The organism is Alistipes sp. CAG:29 (genome assembly GCF_000435435.1).
Lineage (GTDB): Bacteria > Bacteroidota > Bacteroidia > Bacteroidales > Rikenellaceae > Alistipes > Alistipes onderdonkii.
In genome coordinates, this window is the sequence record NZ_FR893473.1 from 1 (window position 1) to 19,827 (window position 19,827).

Below are 19,827 nucleotides of genomic sequence, written 5' to 3' on the forward strand. Positions count from 1 at the left end.
CGAAACGAGCGTACCGCCCGGGGTGTAACCCGTAAAGGAGAACGAGCCGGTCTTGACGGCATCCCCGCTCTCGATGTCCTCGGCCGAAGGGGCCTTGACGGAGATCGTCGCGCCTGCAAGGTCGACGACCGCCTCGTCCCAACCGGTGGGTTTGCTCGTCGCGGACAGCGTCTTGATGTTCTGTGCCGTGAAACCGACCGTAGCCGACCCTCCGGCCTGCGCAAAGAACACCGCCGGGGAATCGAGCGTGATCTTGCCCGAATCCTTATCCTTGCTGCATGCCACGGCAAAAGCCGCCGCAGTCACGACCACAGCCATCAGCCTTACGAATCCTTTCATATTACTCAAATTTACCGAATTTCAATTTAAAAAATCTTTGCAAAGATACCAAAAAGCGGGATAAATCCTACAAGGACATCCTAAATTATTCATTTGGGAATAATTATTGCCGCCTACTCCTTAACGAATTATAAATGCAAATAGTATGTCCAAATTGAAAATTGAAACGGGAAGTTCACCCGCCAGAGGGCGTTTCAGCATCACGGTGACCGAGGAGGGCCCCTACCTGGTCTACGGGAGGCCGCCGCTGGCCGAACAGTTCATCATGCCCAACGAGTCCAACGAAAGCTGGTATTTCCAGCAGGGCAGGCTTTTTTCGACCGAGGCGGAACCCACGGCGATCTGCCGCTGCGGCGCATCGCACCGCAAGCCCTACTGCGACGGTTCGCACGAGAAGGCAAACTGGGATCCCCGCCTCACGGCACGTCCGGACGCCCTGCTCGACGATGCCGAGGTGATCGACGGGGGCACGCTCCAGATGACGGACAACGAGAAATACTGCGTCTTCGCACGTTTTTGCCACCCGCACGGCGATGCGTGGACGCTGACCGAGGCATCCGACGACCCCGAAGCCCGCAAGCTGGCCATCCGCGAAGCTTCGATGTGCCCCAGCGGCCGTCTGACGGCGTGGGACAAGGAGACGATGAAACCCTTCGAGTTCCGTTTCGAACCGAGTCTGGGGCTGATCGAGGACATCACGATCGGTGCCAGCGGAGGGCTGTGGATACGGGGCGGGATCCCCATGCGGCGCGAGGGCGGGCACACCTACGAAATCCGGAACCGCGTCGTGGCGTGCCGCTGCGGGCAGTCGGCCAACAAACCCTATTGCGACGGCACCCACGCCTCGATCAAGTGGAAGGACGGCCTGGCAGGCGAACCCGTCGGCGAAACCCTGCCCGAAGAGGTATACTGAGCAGCTCGCCGCACCACACTGCGACAGGCAGGCACGGCACCGCGCAACCGGAACGACGGCAGGGCTGTGCCGGCCGGGGTAACGGGCCTGCTGCACACGGAAAGAGGGACGCACACGCGTCCCTCTTGTATTACAACACATTGCAAAGTTTACCTACACAAAAACTCGATGTAATCGCAGATGGCTTTCGTACAAACGGGACAAAACTCGTCCGTCCGGTGCAGGTTGTTCATCAGGCAGTTCCGCCACGGGCGATAGACCCCCTTCGCAGCATAACCGCCGCCCTCGAAAACCCCTACGACCCCCTCGTACTCAGGGGTGTCGGGCGTCGGAACGGGCGTCCCGGCCGGCACCATCGCTTTCCAGAACTTGTCCTCGAACCCGACGAGCGTTGTCAGGTTCGCCTCCCACGGCTCGATGTCCCGGGCATACATGTCGTCGTAGGAGGTCGTGCCGACATACTCGTCGCCCAGCCCCAGCAGCAGGTGCCCGAATTCGTGGACGTAAATCTTCCCGGTGCGCGTAGGGTGGTGTGCGGCGCTGATGCCATAGAAGTTGAAGATACCGCCACCCCCGTATTTCTGGGTGTTGGACAACACATAGATATAGTCATAAGGGACATGCGCCGCGATGTCGCGCAGGCGCTGGAAGTCGTCGACCATCTGGTAGCGCTCCGAGCCGAACGTATAGAAAGAGGCCCCGCAGGCCGTGTTGCGCCACACGCGCTCGCCGGGGATCGTCACGCCCGAATCGGCGGACGGCGCCCACACGGCGCGGATATTGAACCGCGAAGCGTATTCCCTGAAAGGCGAATAACTGAAAAATTCGCGTGCGAATTCACGGCAGGCCGCTTCGAATTTCGCCCGCTCCCCGGCGCCATACCCCTCGGGCAGCAGCACGATGTCGACACGATGTGCGGGGTTGCCGTTATATGCCACCTCGAAAGTCTCGTAGCGGGGCGTGAACTGCGCGACGAAGCAGGATGCGGGGTCGATATTCTGGCTGAAACGCTTTTCGAAGTGACCCCCGGCATTGCGGCCGAAGATCTCGATGCGGCACGGGCGCCTGGGATAGGGGAATACGACCGACTCGGGATAGGAACGGCGCACGCTGTCGGCCTCGGCCGTGCTCTGCCACTCGTTGAAGAGCGTACAGAAGCCGCGCGAATAGATCTCCCGTTCGGAAGCGCGGTCGACGATGCGGAAAAACTGGTTCCCGTAGCCCGTCGTATCGAGGAGCGACACGTGCGAGCCCGCCCAGTAGGGTTCGGCCTTCAGGGCGTCGAAGAAATACTCTTCCGAGCGGCTGTCGCCGCTGTGGTAATAGTCGAAGCGCATCGTCTCTTCGAGGAAATAGTCCGAGAAGCGCACCTGCGCCGACACGGCCGGGCACGCACCGAGAAACAGCAATAGGAAAAATCTCTTCATGGCAATCTGCTTTTCAAACCACACCCCGGGGAACGGGCTTCCGGTTCCGGGATGTTGCAATGATACAACTCTATTCGGCATCTAATATACGAAAAAAGGGGTACGGTTTCGACCGTACCCCCGAAAAATCCCCCGAACTGGTTATTTTTTCTCCGGCCGGGCGATCGTCTCGCGCATCGACGTGTCGGCCATGATGTTCTTCATCTTATAGTAGTCCATGATCCCCAGGTTACCGTTGCGGAACGCTTCGGCCATAGCCAGCGGCACCTCGGCTTCGGCCAGGATCACCTTTGCGCGGGCGTCCTGTGCCTTGGCCTTGTTCTCCTGCTCGAGTGCGACGGCCATGGCGCGGCGCTCCTCGGCCTTGGCCTGGGCGATGTTCTTGTCGGCCTGCGCCTGATCCATCTGCAACTGGGCGCCGATATTCTTGCCCACGTCGATGTCCGCGATGTCGATCGAGAGGATTTCGAACGCCGTACCGGCATCGAGGCCCTTTTCGAGCACGACGCGCGAAATGGAATCGGGGTTTTCGAGCACGATCTTGTGCGATGCGGCCGAACCGATCGACGAGACGATGCCCTCGCCGACACGCGCCAGCACGGTCTCCTCACCGGCACCGCCGACCAGCTGCTTGATATTGGCACGCACCGTGACGCGCGCCTTGGCGATCAGCTGGATGCCGTCCTTGGCCACGGCCGCTACGGGAGGCGTGTTGATGACCTTGGGGTTCACCGACATCTGCACGGCCTCGAACACGTCGCGGCCCGCCAGGTCGATGGCCGTAGCCATCTTGAAATCGAGCATGATATTGGCCTTCTGTGCCGATACCAGGGCATGCACCACGCTGGTGACATTGCCGCCCGCAAGGTAATGCGCCTCGAGTTCGTTGGGGTTGAGTTCCAGCCCGGCCTTCGTGCTCTCGATCATCGACGAAACGATCGTCGAGGGCGGCACCTTGCGCCAGCGCATCAGAATGAGTTGCAGCAGGCTGATCCTTACGCCCGACACCAATGCCGAGAACCACAGTCCCACCGGGATGAAATAGAAGATGAGCCAGATCGCAAAAAGGCTCACGAATACGATCAATACGATCAATCCTGCTTGAAAATCCATAATCGAATGCTATTAAGTTAGAAAATTATCCTTGAATTACACCTTTCTGCCCGAGCTCACTCCACGGGCGTTATCCTGACCAGCGAAACCCCGTGGTAGGGTACAAGCGCCCGGAGCGTGCCCGTGCACGTACCCAGGTCTTGCTGCCGCCACAAGTCCCGGACTTCGGCCTTCCCGCCGATCCCGAGTTCCCGCAGGTCGAATTCGAATTCGTAGTTCTGCTCCTGGATGGCTTCCGCCTCGTCCTGATCCCACAGCACGAAATAGGGATCCAACTGGAAAAATCCCAGCGCATACGAACCGTCGCAGAGTTTTTTGTACCACACCTGCCCGTTGGGGATGACCCGTTTGACGGCGGGGGCGACCAGCGGATCCTGGTTCACGGCGATCACTTCGGAATTGGTCAGCAGCCCGAGCGTGAAGTCGTCTATCGCCCGCATGTCGCAACCGATCAGCAGCGGGGCGGAGAGGATGGCCCACAGCGAAATATGGGCATATTGTTCGTCGGGGGTCAGCTCGGATTCGTGGGCATCGGCACCCCAGCCGTGTCCCAGCCGGCCGACCACCAGCATATCGGGGTCGTTGTACCTGCCCGGGGCCGTGGCCTGCGCGCAAACGTCCTGGAAACAGCCGATCGCCGTCACCACGTTCCATTCATCGGTGATGTCGCGGGTCGTACGCCACAGGTTGCCGCCGGCTTCGGCGCCCCAGTTCCACACGTTGGGAGCCCCGTAGCCCACGCAGTAGACGATATCCCGGTCGACCTGATCCAGCGCCTTGCGCATGACCACGTAGGGTTCCTGGATCGTCTTTTCCTCGGAGTCCCTTTCGATTTGCAGGTAGCCGCAATAGTCGTGTTTGAGGTAATCCACGCCCCATTCGGCCCAAGTCCGGACGTCGGTGAGTTCATGCCGGTAGCTCCCCGGATAATTTCCGCAGGTCGTGGGCCCGGGCGAGGAGTAGATGCCGAATTTGAGCCCAAGGGAGTGGACGTAGTCGCTGAGGCCTTTGAAATCCGGGAATTTTTCGTTCGGGAGGAGCCTGCCGTCGGCCGAACGCGTATCCGCCGGCCATCCGTCGTCGATATTGACATACGTCCATCCGTAGACCAGGAGTTTTTCGTGCATGGCGCGGGCGGCATCGCGCACCTTCGCGTCGTCGACCGAGAACCCCCAGCAATTCCAGCTGTTCCAGCCCATGGGCGGAGTCAGGGCGATTTGCGGCCCTATTTTCAGCAACATCTCCCGTTCGGCTTTCCCGAGGGCATTCTCCGCTGTCAGCAGCACCCTGAAATCCCCTTCGGCGGGCACACGGCCCGTTATCAGGCCCGTACGGGGATCGAGCTCCAGCCCTTCGGGAAGCCCCTGCGCCCCGTACGCCATCGGGCGTTTGCCGCTGGCCATGACAGGCATCAGGAAGGGATTGCCCGGGCGGGCGCCGTATACGAGCGGATTGTTGATCTGCGGCGTTTCGGGGCTCGCGGGGGTCAGGATATATTTACCCTTGGAGATCGGCCTGGCCCAGACGGGCAGGGGTTTCACCTCCCCGCGCGTGGAGATCCTCACCTCCAGCCAGTCGGCATGGTCGTACATGATCCCGTCGCCGGCCTCCTCGACCAGCAGCAGGACTTTGTCCAGGCCGGACAAGTCGACGTCGAACGCACGGGCAGCATCGCCCTTGCGCATCACACCGCTGTCCCACAGCACCTTCCGGTCACCGAGGATTTTGAACCGGTGTTTCCCGGCGAACAGGTTTTTATCGTCCGCGCCCACCGCCCCGGCGATGGAGACGGCATCGCCGCCGAGCCCGAACAGCATACGGCTGATCGAATGGGTTCCCACGCCTCGGCCGTAAACGACGCCGCCCACCGTGAGGGGAGTATCCAGCACCGAGCGGTCGGCCTGCGGCAAGCCCCAGTCCTGAATGCAGCACGAGAGATCCAGCTCGTCCAGCCAGACCTCCTTCGTTCCCTGCGCCCGGGAATCGCAAGCCATCCCCACGACGGCCAGCAGTGCAAAGAATCTGAGGTATCTCATCGTCGTCCGATTATCGGGCTATGCCTGCCGCCGTTCCTTCACGGTCTTTACGATGACGCTGAAATTATCGAAGCCCACGACTTCGACCTCCCGGCGCGGGTCGACATAGGCCGTCAGCGACTTGGCCTCGTAGACCTTGCCGCCGACCTCGACCGTACCCATCGGGGAAAGGCGCGAAAGGGTCATGCCGCGGTCGCCCACCTGCAATTCCTGGTCGGGGGTCGCGGGCATACTCGACGAATCGACCCTCTGTTTGAGCGAAAAGCGCTGCCAGGTCTTGGCGCGCAGGGAAATAATCGTGGCGACGAGCGAAAGCAGGAGGATAGCCAGGATGACTACGACCCCGGCTACGGTGCCGTAATCGCGGAAAGCGAGGTAGATGGAACTGCCGTAGCAAACCAGCGCCAGGATGGCACCGATCGACACGCCGGGCAGCAGCACCAATTCCGCCACCAGGAAAAGCAGTCCCAATACGATCAGGAGTATGATATAGAACATCGTCATAAGGAGTTGTTGAACATTGCACTAAAGATAGGCAATAAATTCAATTATTCCGCAATTTCGGCGACTTTTATTTCCAAAGACGGGTCTGCCTGTATTATTGCGGCGGCCACGCGGTCGGCCACGGCCTTGTCGTCGAACATCCCCACCACGAACAACTGCTGTCCCACGCGCGAGAGTTCGCACCCCTCGGCCGCCTCGGTGATAACGGTCTTGACAACGTCGGGCAGTGCCTCCGTACCGGTGATTTCGACCCGGTAGGCAATCTGCTGCGCCTCGGGGTCACGCGAAAGGTTGCGGTAGGCGCCGTCCGTCCACACCACGATTTCGGGGCGGACGAAGCCTTTGGATTTCAAGAGTTTTTGCGCGGCCTCGGCCTCCTCCCGGGTTGCGAAGCCCCCGGCATAGTAGCACCATTTCTTATCCTCGCCGACCAGATAGGAGAGCGGATACGCCCCCCGGAACGTGGAGACGGCACGCTTGGTATTGAACGTGCCCAGCAGGATACGGTAGATCGTCCCGTGCTCGTAGACCCTGCACTCGGGGATCGGGTGCTGGTAGCTGTATTTTGGCGTTGCGGAGAACGCGATGCTGTCGTAGTCGAGGAAATAGCGCTGCGCCACGTCGATACGGGGCAGGCGGAAGTCGATGCCATCCAATTGCGCAGCCACGCCGCGCAGCGAGTCGCGGGCGGAAGTAAGCCCCAGCAGGCCGGCCACGGCCGTTTCGTAGCCCACGAGGACTTTCTTGCGCAGGAAATAATCGGCCACGGCATCCGAAGCGACCTCGCCGCGCAGTGCCGAGAGTTCGCGGGCAGCCTCGGAAAGCCGCTCCTCCTCACGCGCCAGGATGGCATCCTGCCCCAGTTTGTCCATCAGATAGCCATAGGCATACCCTTTGTTGTCGGCGATATAATTCCATGCCTCGGCGAGCGAATCGGCCAGCACGCGGTTGAAGCCCTGCAACGTATTGTAGCGGTCGTAAATTTCGCCCGCATCCGCCTCGGTCTGCGCCGCGGCATAGGCCTCGGCCAGTTCGCGGATCGTCCCGTAGTTGGCAAAATAGCGGTTCACATAGTCCACGGCGTCCAGCTCCAGCCCCTGCGCCCTGCGCAGGGCCGCATAATCGGCCTCGGGCAGCTGCTCGCGGAAATAGGGGTTGAAAACCAGGTTGCGCACCTTGAGCGAGTCGGGGATCGCCCCTGCGGGACTTTCCGCGGCAGGCTCCGCCGGCTGCTGCGCCGCCCCGTTCAGGTTGGCGAGCACCCACTCCTGCTCGATGGTGTTGATCTTGTCGATCAGGCGCCCCTTGGCATTGCGCACCTCGAATATCCGGCTTTCGAGCTCCAGGATCTCCTGCGAATAGCGCTGCCTGTTCGCGGGGTCTTCGCGCAACTGTTGCCGGGCGCATTCCACGGCATTGACGATCGAGTCCTCGCGGATCTGCAACTGCGCATCCTGTTCCAGAAGCGACATGTACTCCCGATTGCCCTCGAGCCCCGCGATACGGGGTTCCACGCGAACCTGCTGCGCACAGAGGTCTCCCGCCGCCAGCAGCGCCGCACATAACACTATATAAACCTTACGAAATACCATCTCGGTTACCTCCACCATTTAATGAAAAAGAGTTGTATGAATCCGAAAATTTCCAGACGCCCCAACAGCATCAGCAGCGAATTGGAGAGCTTGAACACCCCGGGAAGCGCCGAAAAATTGTCCATCGAGCCGACCTCGCCGAAGCCCGGGCCGACGTTGCCGATCGACGCCACGGCCCCCGAGAAACTGGTCATCAGGTCGACGCCGAATATCGTCCCGAAAACCGTGCCGGCGAGTATCAGCATCAGGTACGCCACGATGAATATCATGACCGAATGGAGCGCCTCCGTCTCCTGGATAACGCCGTCGAGGCGGATGCGGATGATCGCATTGGGATGCTGCTGCTGCCGCAGCCGCGTGCGCATCATCTTCATGGCCAGCACCAGCCGGTTGGTCTTGATACCGCCCGCCGTGGATCCGGCGCAGGCACACACGATCGAACCGAAAATCAGCAGGATGACCGCGAACGAAGTCCACTGGTTGGAATCGGCCGTCGCAAACCCGGTCGTCGTCACCACCGACACGAACTGGAAAAGCCCGTGGCGGAAAGCCGACGTGAAGGCGGGGTAGATATCCGCGGCATAGAGGCTGACGGCGATCAGCAGCCCGCCCGCGAACAGCATGCCGAGGTACCAGCGCGTCACTTCCGAACGGAAAATATTGCTGCGCTTGCCCGTCACCGTGGCATAGATCAGTCCGAAATGAATACCCGCCGTGGCCATCGCGAAGATCAGGATCGTGTCGATCATCGGGCTGTTGAAATAGGCGACGCTGGCGTTCTTGGTCGAAAACCCGCTCGTGGCACAGGCCGACATGGCATGGCAAAGCGAATCGAACCAGTTCATGCCCGCCATCTTGAGCAGAAGGGTCGAAACCACCGTAAGCCCGACATAGACCACCAGCAGTATCTGCACGATGATCTGCGTGCGGTAACGGTAATTGTCCTTGGCGAGCGTCGAGAGCTCGACATTCGACAGCGTCAGCTTATTGCGGCCCAGCGAGGGCAGGATCAGCAGCGCGAACATCACCACGCCCATACCTCCGACCCAGGTCGTCGAGAAACGCCAGAACTGCAACCCGCGGGGCAGCGCCTCGACATCGTTCAGGATCGTCGACCCGGTGGTCGTAAAGCCCGAGACGCTTTCGAACCAGGCGTTTACCAAGCTGAACTCCCCGCCCCAGATCAGGTAGGGGAATGTCCCGACCACACAGGCCACCAGCCACGAGCCGACCACCACGCAGAAGCCCTCCTTGTTGGTGATCTGCTCCGTGCGTTCCACGAAAATCAGCGGGAAAGCCCCCAGCAGGGCCGTGAGCAACGACGACAGGAGCAGCGGGTAGAACGCCGAGTCCATGCCGCTGACGTAGGAGATACCCGCCGACAGGAGCATGAACAGCGCGATGAATATCATCACTACCCCGACATATCGCAATACCACGTCTACTCGCATCGCATCAGGCTTTCGGTTGCTTGGAAATGGTGATCAGCGTCTCGATCTTCTCTTTGAGCTCCAGCATTTCGTCCTTGCAGTCGGTCTTGACGACGAACGGCACGCGGAACGAAAGGTAATCGCCCAGCCCCTTGTTCATGCGCAGGATGGGATTGACACAGTAGACGGACATGAAATAATAGAGCATCAGCACGATGGCGATCATCACCGCCAGCGAGATCAGCACGGGCGTCACGGCCCGGTAGGCGTTCTTCTTCATCTGCTCGGCACGCGGCGCCAGCGAACTCTGCGTCGAAGTCATATAGTTCTTGATGGCCGACGTGAGGCGCCCGTAGAGCGCCACGTACTCGTCGTTATACCATTTGACCCCCACGGAATCGGGTAAAACGGGCCCCGGCACCTCCGGCGCAGCGGTTCCGAAGGCCAGATAGTTGTCGGTCAGCAGGCGCAGCTCGGTCGTCGCGAAGGCGAGCGAGTCGAGGAACGACTTTTCGAGCGCCTCGTCCTGTGCCACGAGCAGCGTATTCTCCAGCCGTTCGAGGCTCCGGCGGCAAAGGCTGTCGCACGAGCGGTCGCCGAATACCGAAAGGCGGATCAGCGCCACGTTCTGTTCGTGCGCGGCGTCGAGCATCTCCTTGGCCAGCTCGATATTACGCATGTTGGCCTTGAGGATCTCGCCCGTGTCACGGCTCAGATGGCTCAGCTCCACGAACGAGACCATGCCCGAAAAAAACAGCAGGCATACGATGCTCAGGAAGCCCACCGTCACCCTTTTGCGCAAACCCGTCATACTCCTTATGAATTTTGTAGTGGCAAATATAATGATTTAATCCCGAATTTCACCCATCAGGTCGTGAGATTCGTCCATAGCCCCCAGCCTGACGCGGCAAACGGTGTTGACGCGGGCCTTGTCGTAGGGAGCCTTCACCCGGCGGTAGTTGCCCGTAAAGCCGAACATCATGCCCCCGCGCCGCGTGCTTTCGAACAACACGGAATCCTCGCTCCCCACGGCACGGGCGCAGAATGCCGCGTGCAGCTTCGCGCACAGCGCCTCCAGCTGGGCCGCGCGGCGCGTCGCCACCGAAGCCTGCACCTTGCCGGGCATCTCCACGGCCGGCGTACCGGGACGTTCCGAGAAGGGGAAAATATGCAGAAAGGCCGGTTCCAGCCCGGCAAGGAAGTCGTAGGTCGTGCGGAAATCCTCCTCCGTCTCACCGGGGAAACCGACGATCACGTCGATGCCGATGAAGGCGTCGGGCATCAGCGCGCGTACGGCGGCGATCCGGTCGGCGAAGCGCGCCGTGGTATAACGGCGGCGCATCAGCCCCAGGATCTTGTCCGAGCCGCGCTGCAGGGGGATGTGGAAATGAGAACCGCTCTGCAGGGGGATGTGGAAATGATGCTGGAATTTCGGCGAAGTGGCGCAGAAGGCGATGATCTCGTCCGTCAAAAGGTTCGGTTCGATGGAGGAGATGCGGTAACGCTCGATCCCGTCCACGCCGTCCAGCGCCCGCAGCAGGTCGATGAACTTCTCGCCCGTCGTCCGGCCGAAATCCCCCGTGTTGACGCCCGTCAGGACGATCTCCTTCTGTCCGGCCGCCGCGATCCGGCGCGCCTCGGCGACCAGATCGGCGACCGGCATGTTCCGGCTGCCGCCGCGAGCGTAGTGGATCGTACAGTATGCGCACTTGTAGTCGCAGCCGTCCTGCACCTTGAGGAAGGCCCGCGTGCGGTCGCCGCTCGAAAAGGCCGCGAAGAACGATGTGAGCGAATCGGCATCGCAACTGTAAACCTGCGCACGGCCTTTGCCCGGAAGTTCGAGCACACGTTTATATAAATCGCCCTTATCGTTGTTACCCAAGACAATATCCACACCTTCGATTGCCGCGATCTCCTGCGGTTTGAGTTGCGCGTAACACCCCGTGACGGCGATGATGGCACCGGGGTTGCGGCGGTGCAGCTTGCGGATCAGGTTACGGCATTTCTTGTCGGCATGTTCGGTCACCGAACAACTGTTGACGACGCATATATCGGCTTCGGCATCGGGCGCCACGCGGACGAAACCGCCCTCTTCGAACTCCCGGGCAAGGGTGGAGCTCTCCGAAAAATTGAGTTTGCAACCCAGGGTATGGAAATTGACTCGGCGTTGTTGCATAAAATATGTGTTTTGCTGGGCGAAATTACGAAAACCGTACGAAAAGGGGCGTCTTTTCAACAAAAAAATTACAGACCGAGATAAATAGAGCAAAGGCGCCCTGTACGGACGCCTCTGCAGCATAAGAAAAACGGAACACTACTCGTCCGTCCGGGGACGCATGACGGCACCGCCCATCGGTCGTATGGGACGGATATCCCACAAGTCGCCGAAAGGCTTCATCGGACTGCCCCCGCCGCGTGTCAACGACGAAGCCTGGAGTTCCGGCTTCTTGCCGCTCTTGATCCACACCAGCGCAATATAGCCGAGCTGATCTTCCATTGTACCGAACTCCCCCGGGTAGATCGCCGAATCGTCAATCTCGACATCGGGGACAAAACCCGTCGAATAATCCCGGAACCCCTTGGCGTTCTCAACGTAAAAGGTAACAGGGTAGAGCAGGAACTCATGATTGTAGAATGACCGCATCACTCCTTCCATACCTACGTTCTTGCCGTTGGTGGTCTGCCCGATGAGGTTGACCTCGATGTCCAGACCACGCAGGCCATTGATCACCATTTCACTGGCCGAAGCGGTCGTCTGGCTCACCAGCACATATATCTTCTTCAACCCCACAGCATGCTGAAGCGCCGTTTCGAGCGGTTCGTATATGCGCTCAACTGTTTCCTTGACGCCGATCTTGTAGTCACCGCCTTCACCGGCTTCCGTGCGGTCTTCATTGAACGTGGTATGTGCATAAACCTGTCCCTTGTAGTCGTTGCCCGCAACCAGCGTACCGAGCACGGCGCTCGAAAGCACATCGCCGCCGTTGTTGTAGCGCAAATCAAGAATCAGGTCGGTGACGTTCTGCTGGCGGAAACGTTCGAATGCCGCCATCAACTCATCGTCATAGTCGATATTAAAGCCCATATAGAGCAGGTATCCCACTTTTTTCTCGGTGCCATCGATGCCGACCACCTTGTCCATGTAGATGGCCGGATCGGTAAAGGAAGCGGCCCCGAGCTGGATGTTGCCTTTCGAGCTGAGCACAGGAGTGCTTCCGTTATCTTCCCAGGTCACCTGGCTAACCGCAATCTCGACAGACCCGTCGTATACATACTGGCCCAGCGTCTTGTAGTTGGCATCGGTCACCTCCACGCCGTTGACCGACGTGATGAAATCGCCGCGCACGAGTCCCGCGTCGTCAGCCGGCGTCCCAGGAACGACCGCCATAACCGCAAACCCGATATAGTCTGTACCGAGGCGGGTGGCTTGCAACAGATAAATACCCGACCCGGACTGCGTTTGTCCCGGAGCTCGCGACACGGGAGCATCGCTTTGCAAATTAGAGTAATAGTACATGCGTTTCTGCCCCTGCCAGAAGCCGTCGTCGTGGTTCACGTCATCCTGGGCAGCTACGCCGTCGAGGATCGAGGTGAAAAAGCGGTCGTAGCTAAGGCTGTAATCGAGGAAGAGGTTTTCGATCGGACGATTCCACAAGTAGAAGTTCTTCATATAGTCCGCTACCCATTCGTTCACGGAGCGGTATTTACCATCCCCCTGCTCGGTTGTACCTTCGGCCTGCTTCACCACGAAAGAGGCCGATGCGGCGTATCCTTTCACATGGACGGTGATCGTGGCCGTACGCGCCTCGGCAAGGTTGTTCTTGGCGACCTTCAACCTCAGCAGCGATTCGCCTGCCACACCCGAGGGAGTCTTCACCTCGCACCAGTCAGCCGAGCTCACAGCCGTCCACCGGCCTTCGGCGGTAAATTCGAAATCGAGCGTCTCGCCTTCGATCACGGCCTGGTTCTCAGCCTTCCATGCGGGAGAGGCAATCCCCGCACCTTCATTCAAATCATCGTCGTCGCTACACGACACACCGACCGTCAAGGCCAGCAGTGCCGCCAGCATCCATCCAAACAAATTCTTCATGTCTAAAGTATTTTATTAAGGATTAACGCATCATTCGTTCTGCCGCAATACGACGGCTGTCGGCCACAGGAGCGGCATCGAGGTTCACGGTCACCCGTTCGGGCAGGCTAACCTGCCGCACGTTCTTCACGGCTGCCGGCTCGGCGCCCTGGTCGGCATCGCGCGTCAGGACGATCTCGTCCGATGCCGCAAAAGCCATATCGCCATACCATTGGCTGGTACCCGACATCACACCGGGATAATAGATAAAGGTGCCGAATTCGGACTCATCGACCACTTTCTTAACCGTCAGTGTCAAATCGTCCGCCACTTCGATAGGGAAACTTATCGCCGTGTCCGTGTAGCGATCGCTGGTAGGGCGCTTGGCATAACCGCGGAAATAGAGTTCCTTACCGTTGAACTTCGCCATCGTGTAATCCAGCATCCCGTCGCTCGGGGCGCTCGTCGAAATCGTGTTGTCACTGTTGAATTCGATGAACCACTTCGGGCCGTAACCGGCATCGGCTTCCTCTTTGTTCGCAACCCAGCCGTTCGCAAGCAACTTCTCAGGATCCGCATACTCAACACCGCACGGAGCAAAACCCAATACGACCAGGCGGTTCATATCGTGGTAAGCCTTTTCGGTCGCCTCGTTCACACCCGTGGCAATAGTAACGGAGAAGGTCACCGTTTTGCCTTCGAGATCCTTGGTCGTCGCGGTGTATTTGCCGGGGAGTTTCGCACGCACGCCATTCCCATCGAACTGCGGCAACGAAACTGTCGCGAAATCCTTCACTACGGAAACGCCCACGCTTTCCTCATTCGTCGCATAAACACCGAACTCGTACTCGGTATTCGGCGTGAGCACGTCGCTCTCGATGACAAGCCCCTCTTCACTCATAGCAGCAGCAACCTGCTCCGGGGTTAACGAAGTGCCGTTGGCAGCGATGACATCGCCGGCCGTAAGCGCCTCGTTACCGGGACGGCTGAGAACGTCTTCGATGGATCCCCTCGGGAAAACTCCGGCCACCATCGAGACCGTATAGGTCGTCTTGATCTTGAAGGCTGCTTTGTTCCACGGCGTTTCGACGGTTACGGGCTCGGCAGTCAGCTCGGGCAGGGGCCCGGTAGGTTCGCCCGTCGTAAAGTCGTAGAGCAGGAACTTCTCGCGCATGTCCTTATCGAACCCTACGATCCCGACCTGGTACTCGGTATTGGGCTTAAGGCCCTTTGCATTGACAGTGATAGCCCCCGAACTTTCGTTCGAAACATCGTCCCAATGGCCGATAATCATACGGCGAACGGAAGCCTCGCCCTCAAAAGCGGTATAATCGAACTCCGCCTTCGTGTTCACATGATAACGGAAGCGCTCGATTCCTTCCTCGGGCTTAATGGTTATATCGGCCGTCATCGAGGCGATATTGCTCACAGAGACATCGATACCATATGGGGCGGTACCGGCTTTTTTGGTCTTGAAAACGAGCGTCTTCGCTGCATCCTTGGCCACTTGCCCTTCGCCGTCGATTTCACCGGCTATGATGATAAACTCCATATCGGAGTAAATATCCTGACGATAGCCGCTCGTGTCGAAAAAGGTGGTCTCGAAAACGTAAGTTTCGTCCTCGGTCGCTTCCGTACCGAAAGCACTTGCATAAGAATCCGGGGTAGCACCGACAAGGTTTGCAATGAAATCGTAGTCGGACTTGGAAAGGCAGACGTGCTTGTACTTGGCCACGCCTTCGGGCTTCATGATATGATAGGCGAAAGAAGTAGTCTTGACACTTTCGAGCGTAATCATGTCGGTGTAGGCGACATGCGTGTCAATCGACTCGGATACGAGTTCGCTGTAAAGGAAAGGGTTGAGGTTGCGTGCGGCGGCATAGAGCTTGTACTCGGTGTCGCCAGAAAGGTCTTCGATTTTGACCTCGGCCTTTTTGGCACCTTCGAACATGGCTACGGTACCGTTTTCGAAGAGAGCCTCTGCATCGGCAATCGTTTCCGATGCCGGCAATACGGCGTAAGCATAGTCGGCTGCGCCGTTCGTAGTAATTGTAAATGATGCGGTTGTACGGGTTACATCACCCACCTCAACATTAATCGTGGGGGGGGGGGATTTTGCCGCCATTGCCACCATCGTCATCACTGCACCCCTGCAAACCAAACGTCGTCAGGAATGCGAATCCGGTCATGCCGAGAAATAAAGATGTACGCATAAATGTAAAAATGTAAAAAATTTGAAAATAAATGGGGTTAATCGTGCGGATACCGAAAAAACAAGCAGGCATCCAACCGCAAATATAAAAAAAATCGAATGCTTTTCTATATCCAAGAACTAAATTATCCAAGTAAAAAACGTAAATTTGCGCGCAAATAAAGAGAACGAGGATGGAATTTTTCAGCGATCTGATCCATTACGGCTACCTGTCGAATGCGCTGGCGGCATGTGTCCTCTCGGGCATAACGTGCGGCGTCGTAGGCACCTACGTCGTATGCCGGAGGATGGTTTTCCTCGCGGGCGGCATCACGCACGCCTCGTTCGGCGGGCTGGGCATAGCTTTCTACGCGGGAGCCAACCCCATAGCCGGGGCGATGGTCTTCGCCGTGCTTTCGGCGCTGGGCATCGAGTGGGCCGGGAGCCGGGGGCGCATCCGCGAGGATTCGGCCATCGGCATCATCTGGTCGGTGGGCATGGCCGTCGGGGCGCTCTTCATGAGCCTCAGGCCGGGTTACACCTCCGGCGACCTCTCGGCCTACCTGTTCGGCAGCATCGTCACCGTGACGCACGGCGACGTCGTGGCGCTCGCCATCCTGACCGCGGCCATCATGGCCGGGGCTCTGCTGTGGCTGCGCCCCGTGATGTACGTGGCTTTCGACCGCGACTTCGCCCGCAGCCGCGGCATCCCTACGCGCGTGATCTCCTACGCCATGGCGGCGCTGGTCGCCGTCACGATCGTCCTCTCGATCCGCATCATGGGCATCGTGCTGCTCATCTCGCTGCTCACCATGCCCGTCGCCATCGTCAACGCCCTCTCCAAATCCTACCGCACCATCGCGCTCGGCGCCCCGCTGGTCGCCGTGGCCGGCAATGTGGCCGGACTGGTCGCAAGCTACAATTTCGAAGTTCCGCCCGGGGCGGCCATAATATTTACCCTCACCCTTACGCTTATTACAGTAAAACTATTACCTTTGCGTCAGAAAAAAGCCGGAGCCGCCGCATGAAAACCATCCACAAACTCGTACTGAAAGCCTACCTGGGGCCGATGGTGCTCACGTTCTTCATCGTGATGTTCGTCCTGATGATGAACATCGTGTGGCGCTACATCGACGAGCTGGTCGGAAAGGGGTTGAGCGCCGGCATCATCATCGAGCTGATGACCTATTTCATGGCCAACATGATCCCGCTGGGGCTGCCGCTGGCCATGCTGCTGGCCGCGATCATGACCATGGGCAACCTGGGCGAGAACTACGAGCTGCTGGCGATGAAATCGGCCGGCATGTCGCTCGTCCGCATCACCAAGCCGCTCATCATCCTGGTGAGCGTGATCGCCGTGGGCAGTTTCTTCATCGGCAACAACCTCGTGCCGTATGCCAACAAAAAGGTGTACAGCATCATCTACGATATCCGCCAGCAGAAACAGAGCCTCGAATTCCAGGACGGCCTGTTCTTCAACGGCATCGACAACATGTCGATCCGCGTGAGCCGGCAGGAACCCGAAACGCACCTGCTGCGCGACGTGCTGATCTACGACAACCGCATCGCCGACGGCAACATGAACACCATCGTGGCCGACTCGGGCTACATCCGCCTGTCGGACGACAAGCGGTTCCTGCTCGTGACGCTTTTCAACGGCGAGATGTACGAGCAGACCCGCAACAGCCAGTGGTTCACCCAGAGCAGGCTGCGCCACCACATCTTCGACAAGCAGGATCAGACGATCCCCATGGAAGGCTTCGCCATGCAGCGCAGCGACGCCAACCAATTTTCGAACAGCCAGACCAAGAACATCAACGAGCTGCAGCAGGATATCGACTCGCTGGAAATCCTGGTGAACAACGCCACGACCCGTTCGTACGAACCGCTGCTCAAGGAACAGATATTCTCACGCGACAACTCCGTGCTGCCGCAGCCCGACAGCCTGCGCAAAGACAAGAGCGGCTTCGGCAGCCTCGAAGCGATGGACTCCCTCTCGGCACTCAAACTCCGCGACAAGGCGCGGATATGGAACCAGGCGCGGACGCTGGCCAAAAGCTCGCGCAACATGTTCTCGTTCGACGAGTCGGCCGCCAAGGAGGCGCTCAACCAGCTGTACCGCAGCAAGGTCGAGTGGCACAAGAAAATATCGCTCCCCGTGTCGATCATGATCTTCTTCCTGATCGGGGCTCCGCTGGGCGCCATCATCCGCAAGGGCGGCCTGGGACTTCCGGTCGTGGTGTCGATCATCTTCTTCGTGATCTACTACATCATCAGCCTCTCGGGCGAGAAACTGGCCAAGGAGGGCAGCTGGGAAGCCGTATACGGCATCTGGCTCTCGACGTTCATCCTCACGCCGATCGCCGTATACCTGACCTACAAGGCCACCAACGACTCGGCATTGCTCGACACGGACTGGTATGCCGGAAGACTCAAGGCATTGAACGAGCGCATGCGACCTGCGATCAACAAATTGAAAAACGCGATAAAACTCAAACGAAATGGCAAAAAGCACGATTCTGAATAGTGTAGAAGAGGTTATTGAAGATTTCCGCAACGGCAGGATAGTGATCGTCGTCGACGACGAAGACCGCGAGAACGAAGGCGACTTCATCGTCGCGGCGGAGAAAATCACGCCCGAAATCGTGAACTTCATGCTCAAGGAGGGACGCGGCGTGCTCTGCGCCCCGCTGTCGGAGGAGCGGTGCGCCGAACTGGGGCTCAACATGATGGAAGAGAACAACACTTCGCTGCTGGGCACGCCCTTCACCGTGACGGTCGACCTGCTCGGCAACGGCTGCACCACGGGCGTCTCGATCCACGACCGCGCCGCCACCATACGCGCCCTGGCCGACCCCGCGACCCGGGCCACCGACCTCGGCCGCCCGGGGCACATCAACCCGCTGCGTGCCCGCCAGAAAGGCGTGCTGCGCCGTCCGGGGCATACCGAGGCCGCGATAGACCTCGCCCGGCTGGCCGGCCTGCAGCCCGCAGGCGCACTGATCGAGATCATGAACGAGGACGGCACGATGGCGCGCCTGCCGCAACTGACGGAGATCGCCCGGAAGTTCGGCCTCAAGATCATTTCGATCGCATCGCTCATCGAATACCGGCTGCGCGAAGAATCCATCGTCGAGAAGGGCGAGACCGTCGACCTGCCGACCGCATGGGGCGACTTCCGCATCACGCCGTTCCGGCAGAAGAGCAACGGGCTGGAGCACGTGGCGCTCACCAAAGGCGAGTGGACGGAAGACGAACCGGTGCTGACACGCGTGCATTCGTCGTGCGCCACGGGCGACATCTTCGGCTCGTGCCGCTGCGACTGCGGCGACCAGCTGCACGAGGCGATGCGCATGATCGAACGGGAGGGCAAGGGTGCCATCATCTACCTCCAGCAGGAGGGACGCGGCATCGGCCTTTGCAATAAAATCAAAGCTTACAAGCTCCAGGACGAAGGGCTCGACACGGTCGACGCCAACGTCCGGCTGGGCTTCGGCGTCGACGAACGCGACTACGGCGTCGGGGCGAGCATCATCCGCGAAATGGGCATCAAGCACATGCGGCTGATGACCAACAACCCGCTCAAGCGCGCGGGGCTGGAGGGCTACGGGCTGAAGATCGACCAGATCGTGCCCATCGTCATCGCCCCCAATGAGCACAACCTGCGCTACCTGAAGACCAAGGAGCAGCGTATGCACCACACGCTGGGGCTGGACAAGCAATAAACCCGTGCGATGAAACAGGCCGCGCCCGGAGGCGGGATGCAGGCCGGAAAAAACGTCAGACAACGATGAACCCGAAAGAACTGCGTATCGTATTCATGGGCACGCCCGAATTCGCCGTGCCGTCGCTCCGGGCGCTGGTCGCCGGGGGCTATAACGTCGTGGGCGTGGTCACCACGCCCGACAAACCCGCCGGCCGCGGGCAGAAACTCCACCGGAGCGACGTGAAACTGGCCGCACTCGAACTGGGGCTGCCGGTATTGCAGCCCGAGAAACTCAAGGCCCCGGAATTCGTCGCGGCGATGCAGGCACTGCGGCCCGACCTGGGGATCGTCATCGCATTCCGGATGCTGCCCGAGGTAATCTGGGCCATGCCGCGCCTGGGGACGTTCAACCTCCACGCCTCGCTGCTGCCGCAATACCGCGGTGCGGCGCCCATCAACTGGGCAGTCATCAACGGGGAGACGGAAACGGGCGTCACGACCTTCCTG

At 59.4% G+C, this 19,827-nt stretch carries 16 protein-coding genes and 1 pseudogene; 5 read left to right on the plus strand and 12 right to left on the minus strand.

The genetic code is table 11. The features are described from left to right. Window positions 1-339: pseudogene (locus tag QVP03_RS08465) on the minus strand (hypothetical protein); the annotation flags it as partial. 145 nt (window positions 340-484) lie between these two features. Here QVP03_RS08465 and QVP03_RS08470 point away from each other — a divergent pair. Next, on the plus strand, window positions 485-1,252 hold the full coding sequence (locus QVP03_RS08470; protein ID WP_022333059.1) for a CDGSH iron-sulfur domain-containing protein: 768 nt from the start codon (window positions 485-487) through the stop codon (window positions 1,250-1,252). 149 nt (window positions 1,253-1,401) lie between these two features. Here QVP03_RS08470 and QVP03_RS08475 read toward each other — a convergent pair whose 3' ends face one another. The 11 genes from QVP03_RS08475 to QVP03_RS08525 all read right to left on the minus strand — a co-directional run bounded on the left by QVP03_RS08475 (window position 1,402) and on the right by QVP03_RS08525 (window position 15,768). Then, window positions 1,402-2,679, minus strand: a complete 1,278-nt coding sequence (locus QVP03_RS08475; protein ID WP_022333060.1) for a M64 family metallopeptidase — start codon at window positions 2,677-2,679, stop codon at window positions 1,402-1,404. A gap of 141 nt (window positions 2,680-2,820) precedes the next feature. Beyond that, window positions 2,821-3,792 carry a flotillin-like protein FloA gene (gene floA / locus QVP03_RS08480; protein ID WP_018695856.1) on the minus strand — a complete coding sequence of 324 codons (972 nt, stop codon included), beginning with the start codon at window positions 3,790-3,792 and terminating at the stop codon, window positions 2,821-2,823. Between the two features lie 56 nt (window positions 3,793-3,848). Next, window positions 3,849-5,828 carry an NPCBM/NEW2 domain-containing protein gene (locus QVP03_RS08485; RefSeq protein ID WP_022333061.1) on the minus strand — a complete coding sequence of 660 codons (1,980 nt, stop codon included), beginning with the start codon at window positions 5,826-5,828 and terminating at the stop codon, window positions 3,849-3,851. A gap of 18 nt (window positions 5,829-5,846) precedes the next feature. Beyond that, the gene (locus QVP03_RS08490) at window positions 5,847-6,332 is read right to left on the minus strand and encodes an NfeD family protein (RefSeq protein WP_195611182.1); all 486 of its coding nucleotides are present in this window, start codon (window positions 6,330-6,332) and stop codon (window positions 5,847-5,849) included. 44 nt (window positions 6,333-6,376) lie between these two features. Next, a complete protein-coding gene (locus QVP03_RS08495; protein ID WP_022333063.1) occupies window positions 6,377-7,942 on the minus strand; it encodes an SPOR domain-containing protein in 1,566 nt (521 codons plus the stop codon). Beyond that, on the minus strand, window positions 7,930-9,375 hold the full coding sequence (locus tag QVP03_RS08500; protein WP_022333064.1) for a TrkH family potassium uptake protein: 1,446 nt from the start codon (window positions 9,373-9,375) through the stop codon (window positions 7,930-7,932). Before QVP03_RS08500 ends, QVP03_RS08495 begins: the two co-directional genes overlap by 13 nt. A 4-nt stretch (window positions 9,376-9,379) precedes the next feature. Next, complete coding sequence (locus QVP03_RS08505) at window positions 9,380-10,165, minus strand: hypothetical protein (protein WP_022333065.1); 786 nt, start codon at window positions 10,163-10,165, stop codon at window positions 9,380-9,382. 36 nt (window positions 10,166-10,201) lie between these two features. Next, complete coding sequence (locus QVP03_RS08510) at window positions 10,202-11,530, minus strand: MiaB/RimO family radical SAM methylthiotransferase (protein ID WP_022333066.1); 1,329 nt, start codon at window positions 11,528-11,530, stop codon at window positions 10,202-10,204. 138 nt (window positions 11,531-11,668) lie between these two features. After that, complete coding sequence (locus QVP03_RS08515; RefSeq protein ID WP_022333067.1) at window positions 11,669-13,444, minus strand: S41 family peptidase; 1,776 nt, start codon at window positions 13,442-13,444, stop codon at window positions 11,669-11,671. A gap of 22 nt (window positions 13,445-13,466) precedes the next feature. Next, the gene (locus tag QVP03_RS08520) at window positions 13,467-15,374 is read right to left on the minus strand and encodes a hypothetical protein (protein WP_022333068.1); all 1,908 of its coding nucleotides are present in this window, start codon (window positions 15,372-15,374) and stop codon (window positions 13,467-13,469) included. Between the two features lie 142 nt (window positions 15,375-15,516). Then, on the minus strand, window positions 15,517-15,768 hold the full coding sequence (locus QVP03_RS08525; RefSeq protein ID WP_276792599.1) for a hypothetical protein: 252 nt from the start codon (window positions 15,766-15,768) through the stop codon (window positions 15,517-15,519). Between the two features lie 40 nt (window positions 15,769-15,808). On the opposite strand from QVP03_RS08525, the gene QVP03_RS08530 reads away from it, so the two are divergent. From QVP03_RS08530 to QVP03_RS08545, 4 genes are all read left to right on the plus strand, one after another. Beyond that, entirely contained in the window at window positions 15,809-16,642 is an 834-nt protein-coding gene (locus QVP03_RS08530; RefSeq protein WP_022333069.1) for a metal ABC transporter permease, read from the plus strand. Next, the gene (locus QVP03_RS08535) at window positions 16,639-18,141 is read left to right on the plus strand and encodes an LptF/LptG family permease (protein ID WP_022333070.1); all 1,503 of its coding nucleotides are present in this window, start codon (window positions 16,639-16,641) and stop codon (window positions 18,139-18,141) included. Before QVP03_RS08530 ends, QVP03_RS08535 begins: the two co-directional genes overlap by 4 nt. Then, the gene (locus tag QVP03_RS08540) at window positions 18,116-19,339 is read left to right on the plus strand and encodes a bifunctional 3,4-dihydroxy-2-butanone-4-phosphate synthase/GTP cyclohydrolase II (protein WP_018695847.1); all 1,224 of its coding nucleotides are present in this window, start codon (window positions 18,116-18,118) and stop codon (window positions 19,337-19,339) included. Before QVP03_RS08535 ends, QVP03_RS08540 begins: the two co-directional genes overlap by 26 nt. A 65-nt stretch (window positions 19,340-19,404) precedes the next feature. Then, a partial coding sequence (locus QVP03_RS08545; protein WP_288210716.1) for a methionyl-tRNA formyltransferase occupies window positions 19,405-19,827 on the plus strand: 423 nt, incomplete at its 3' end.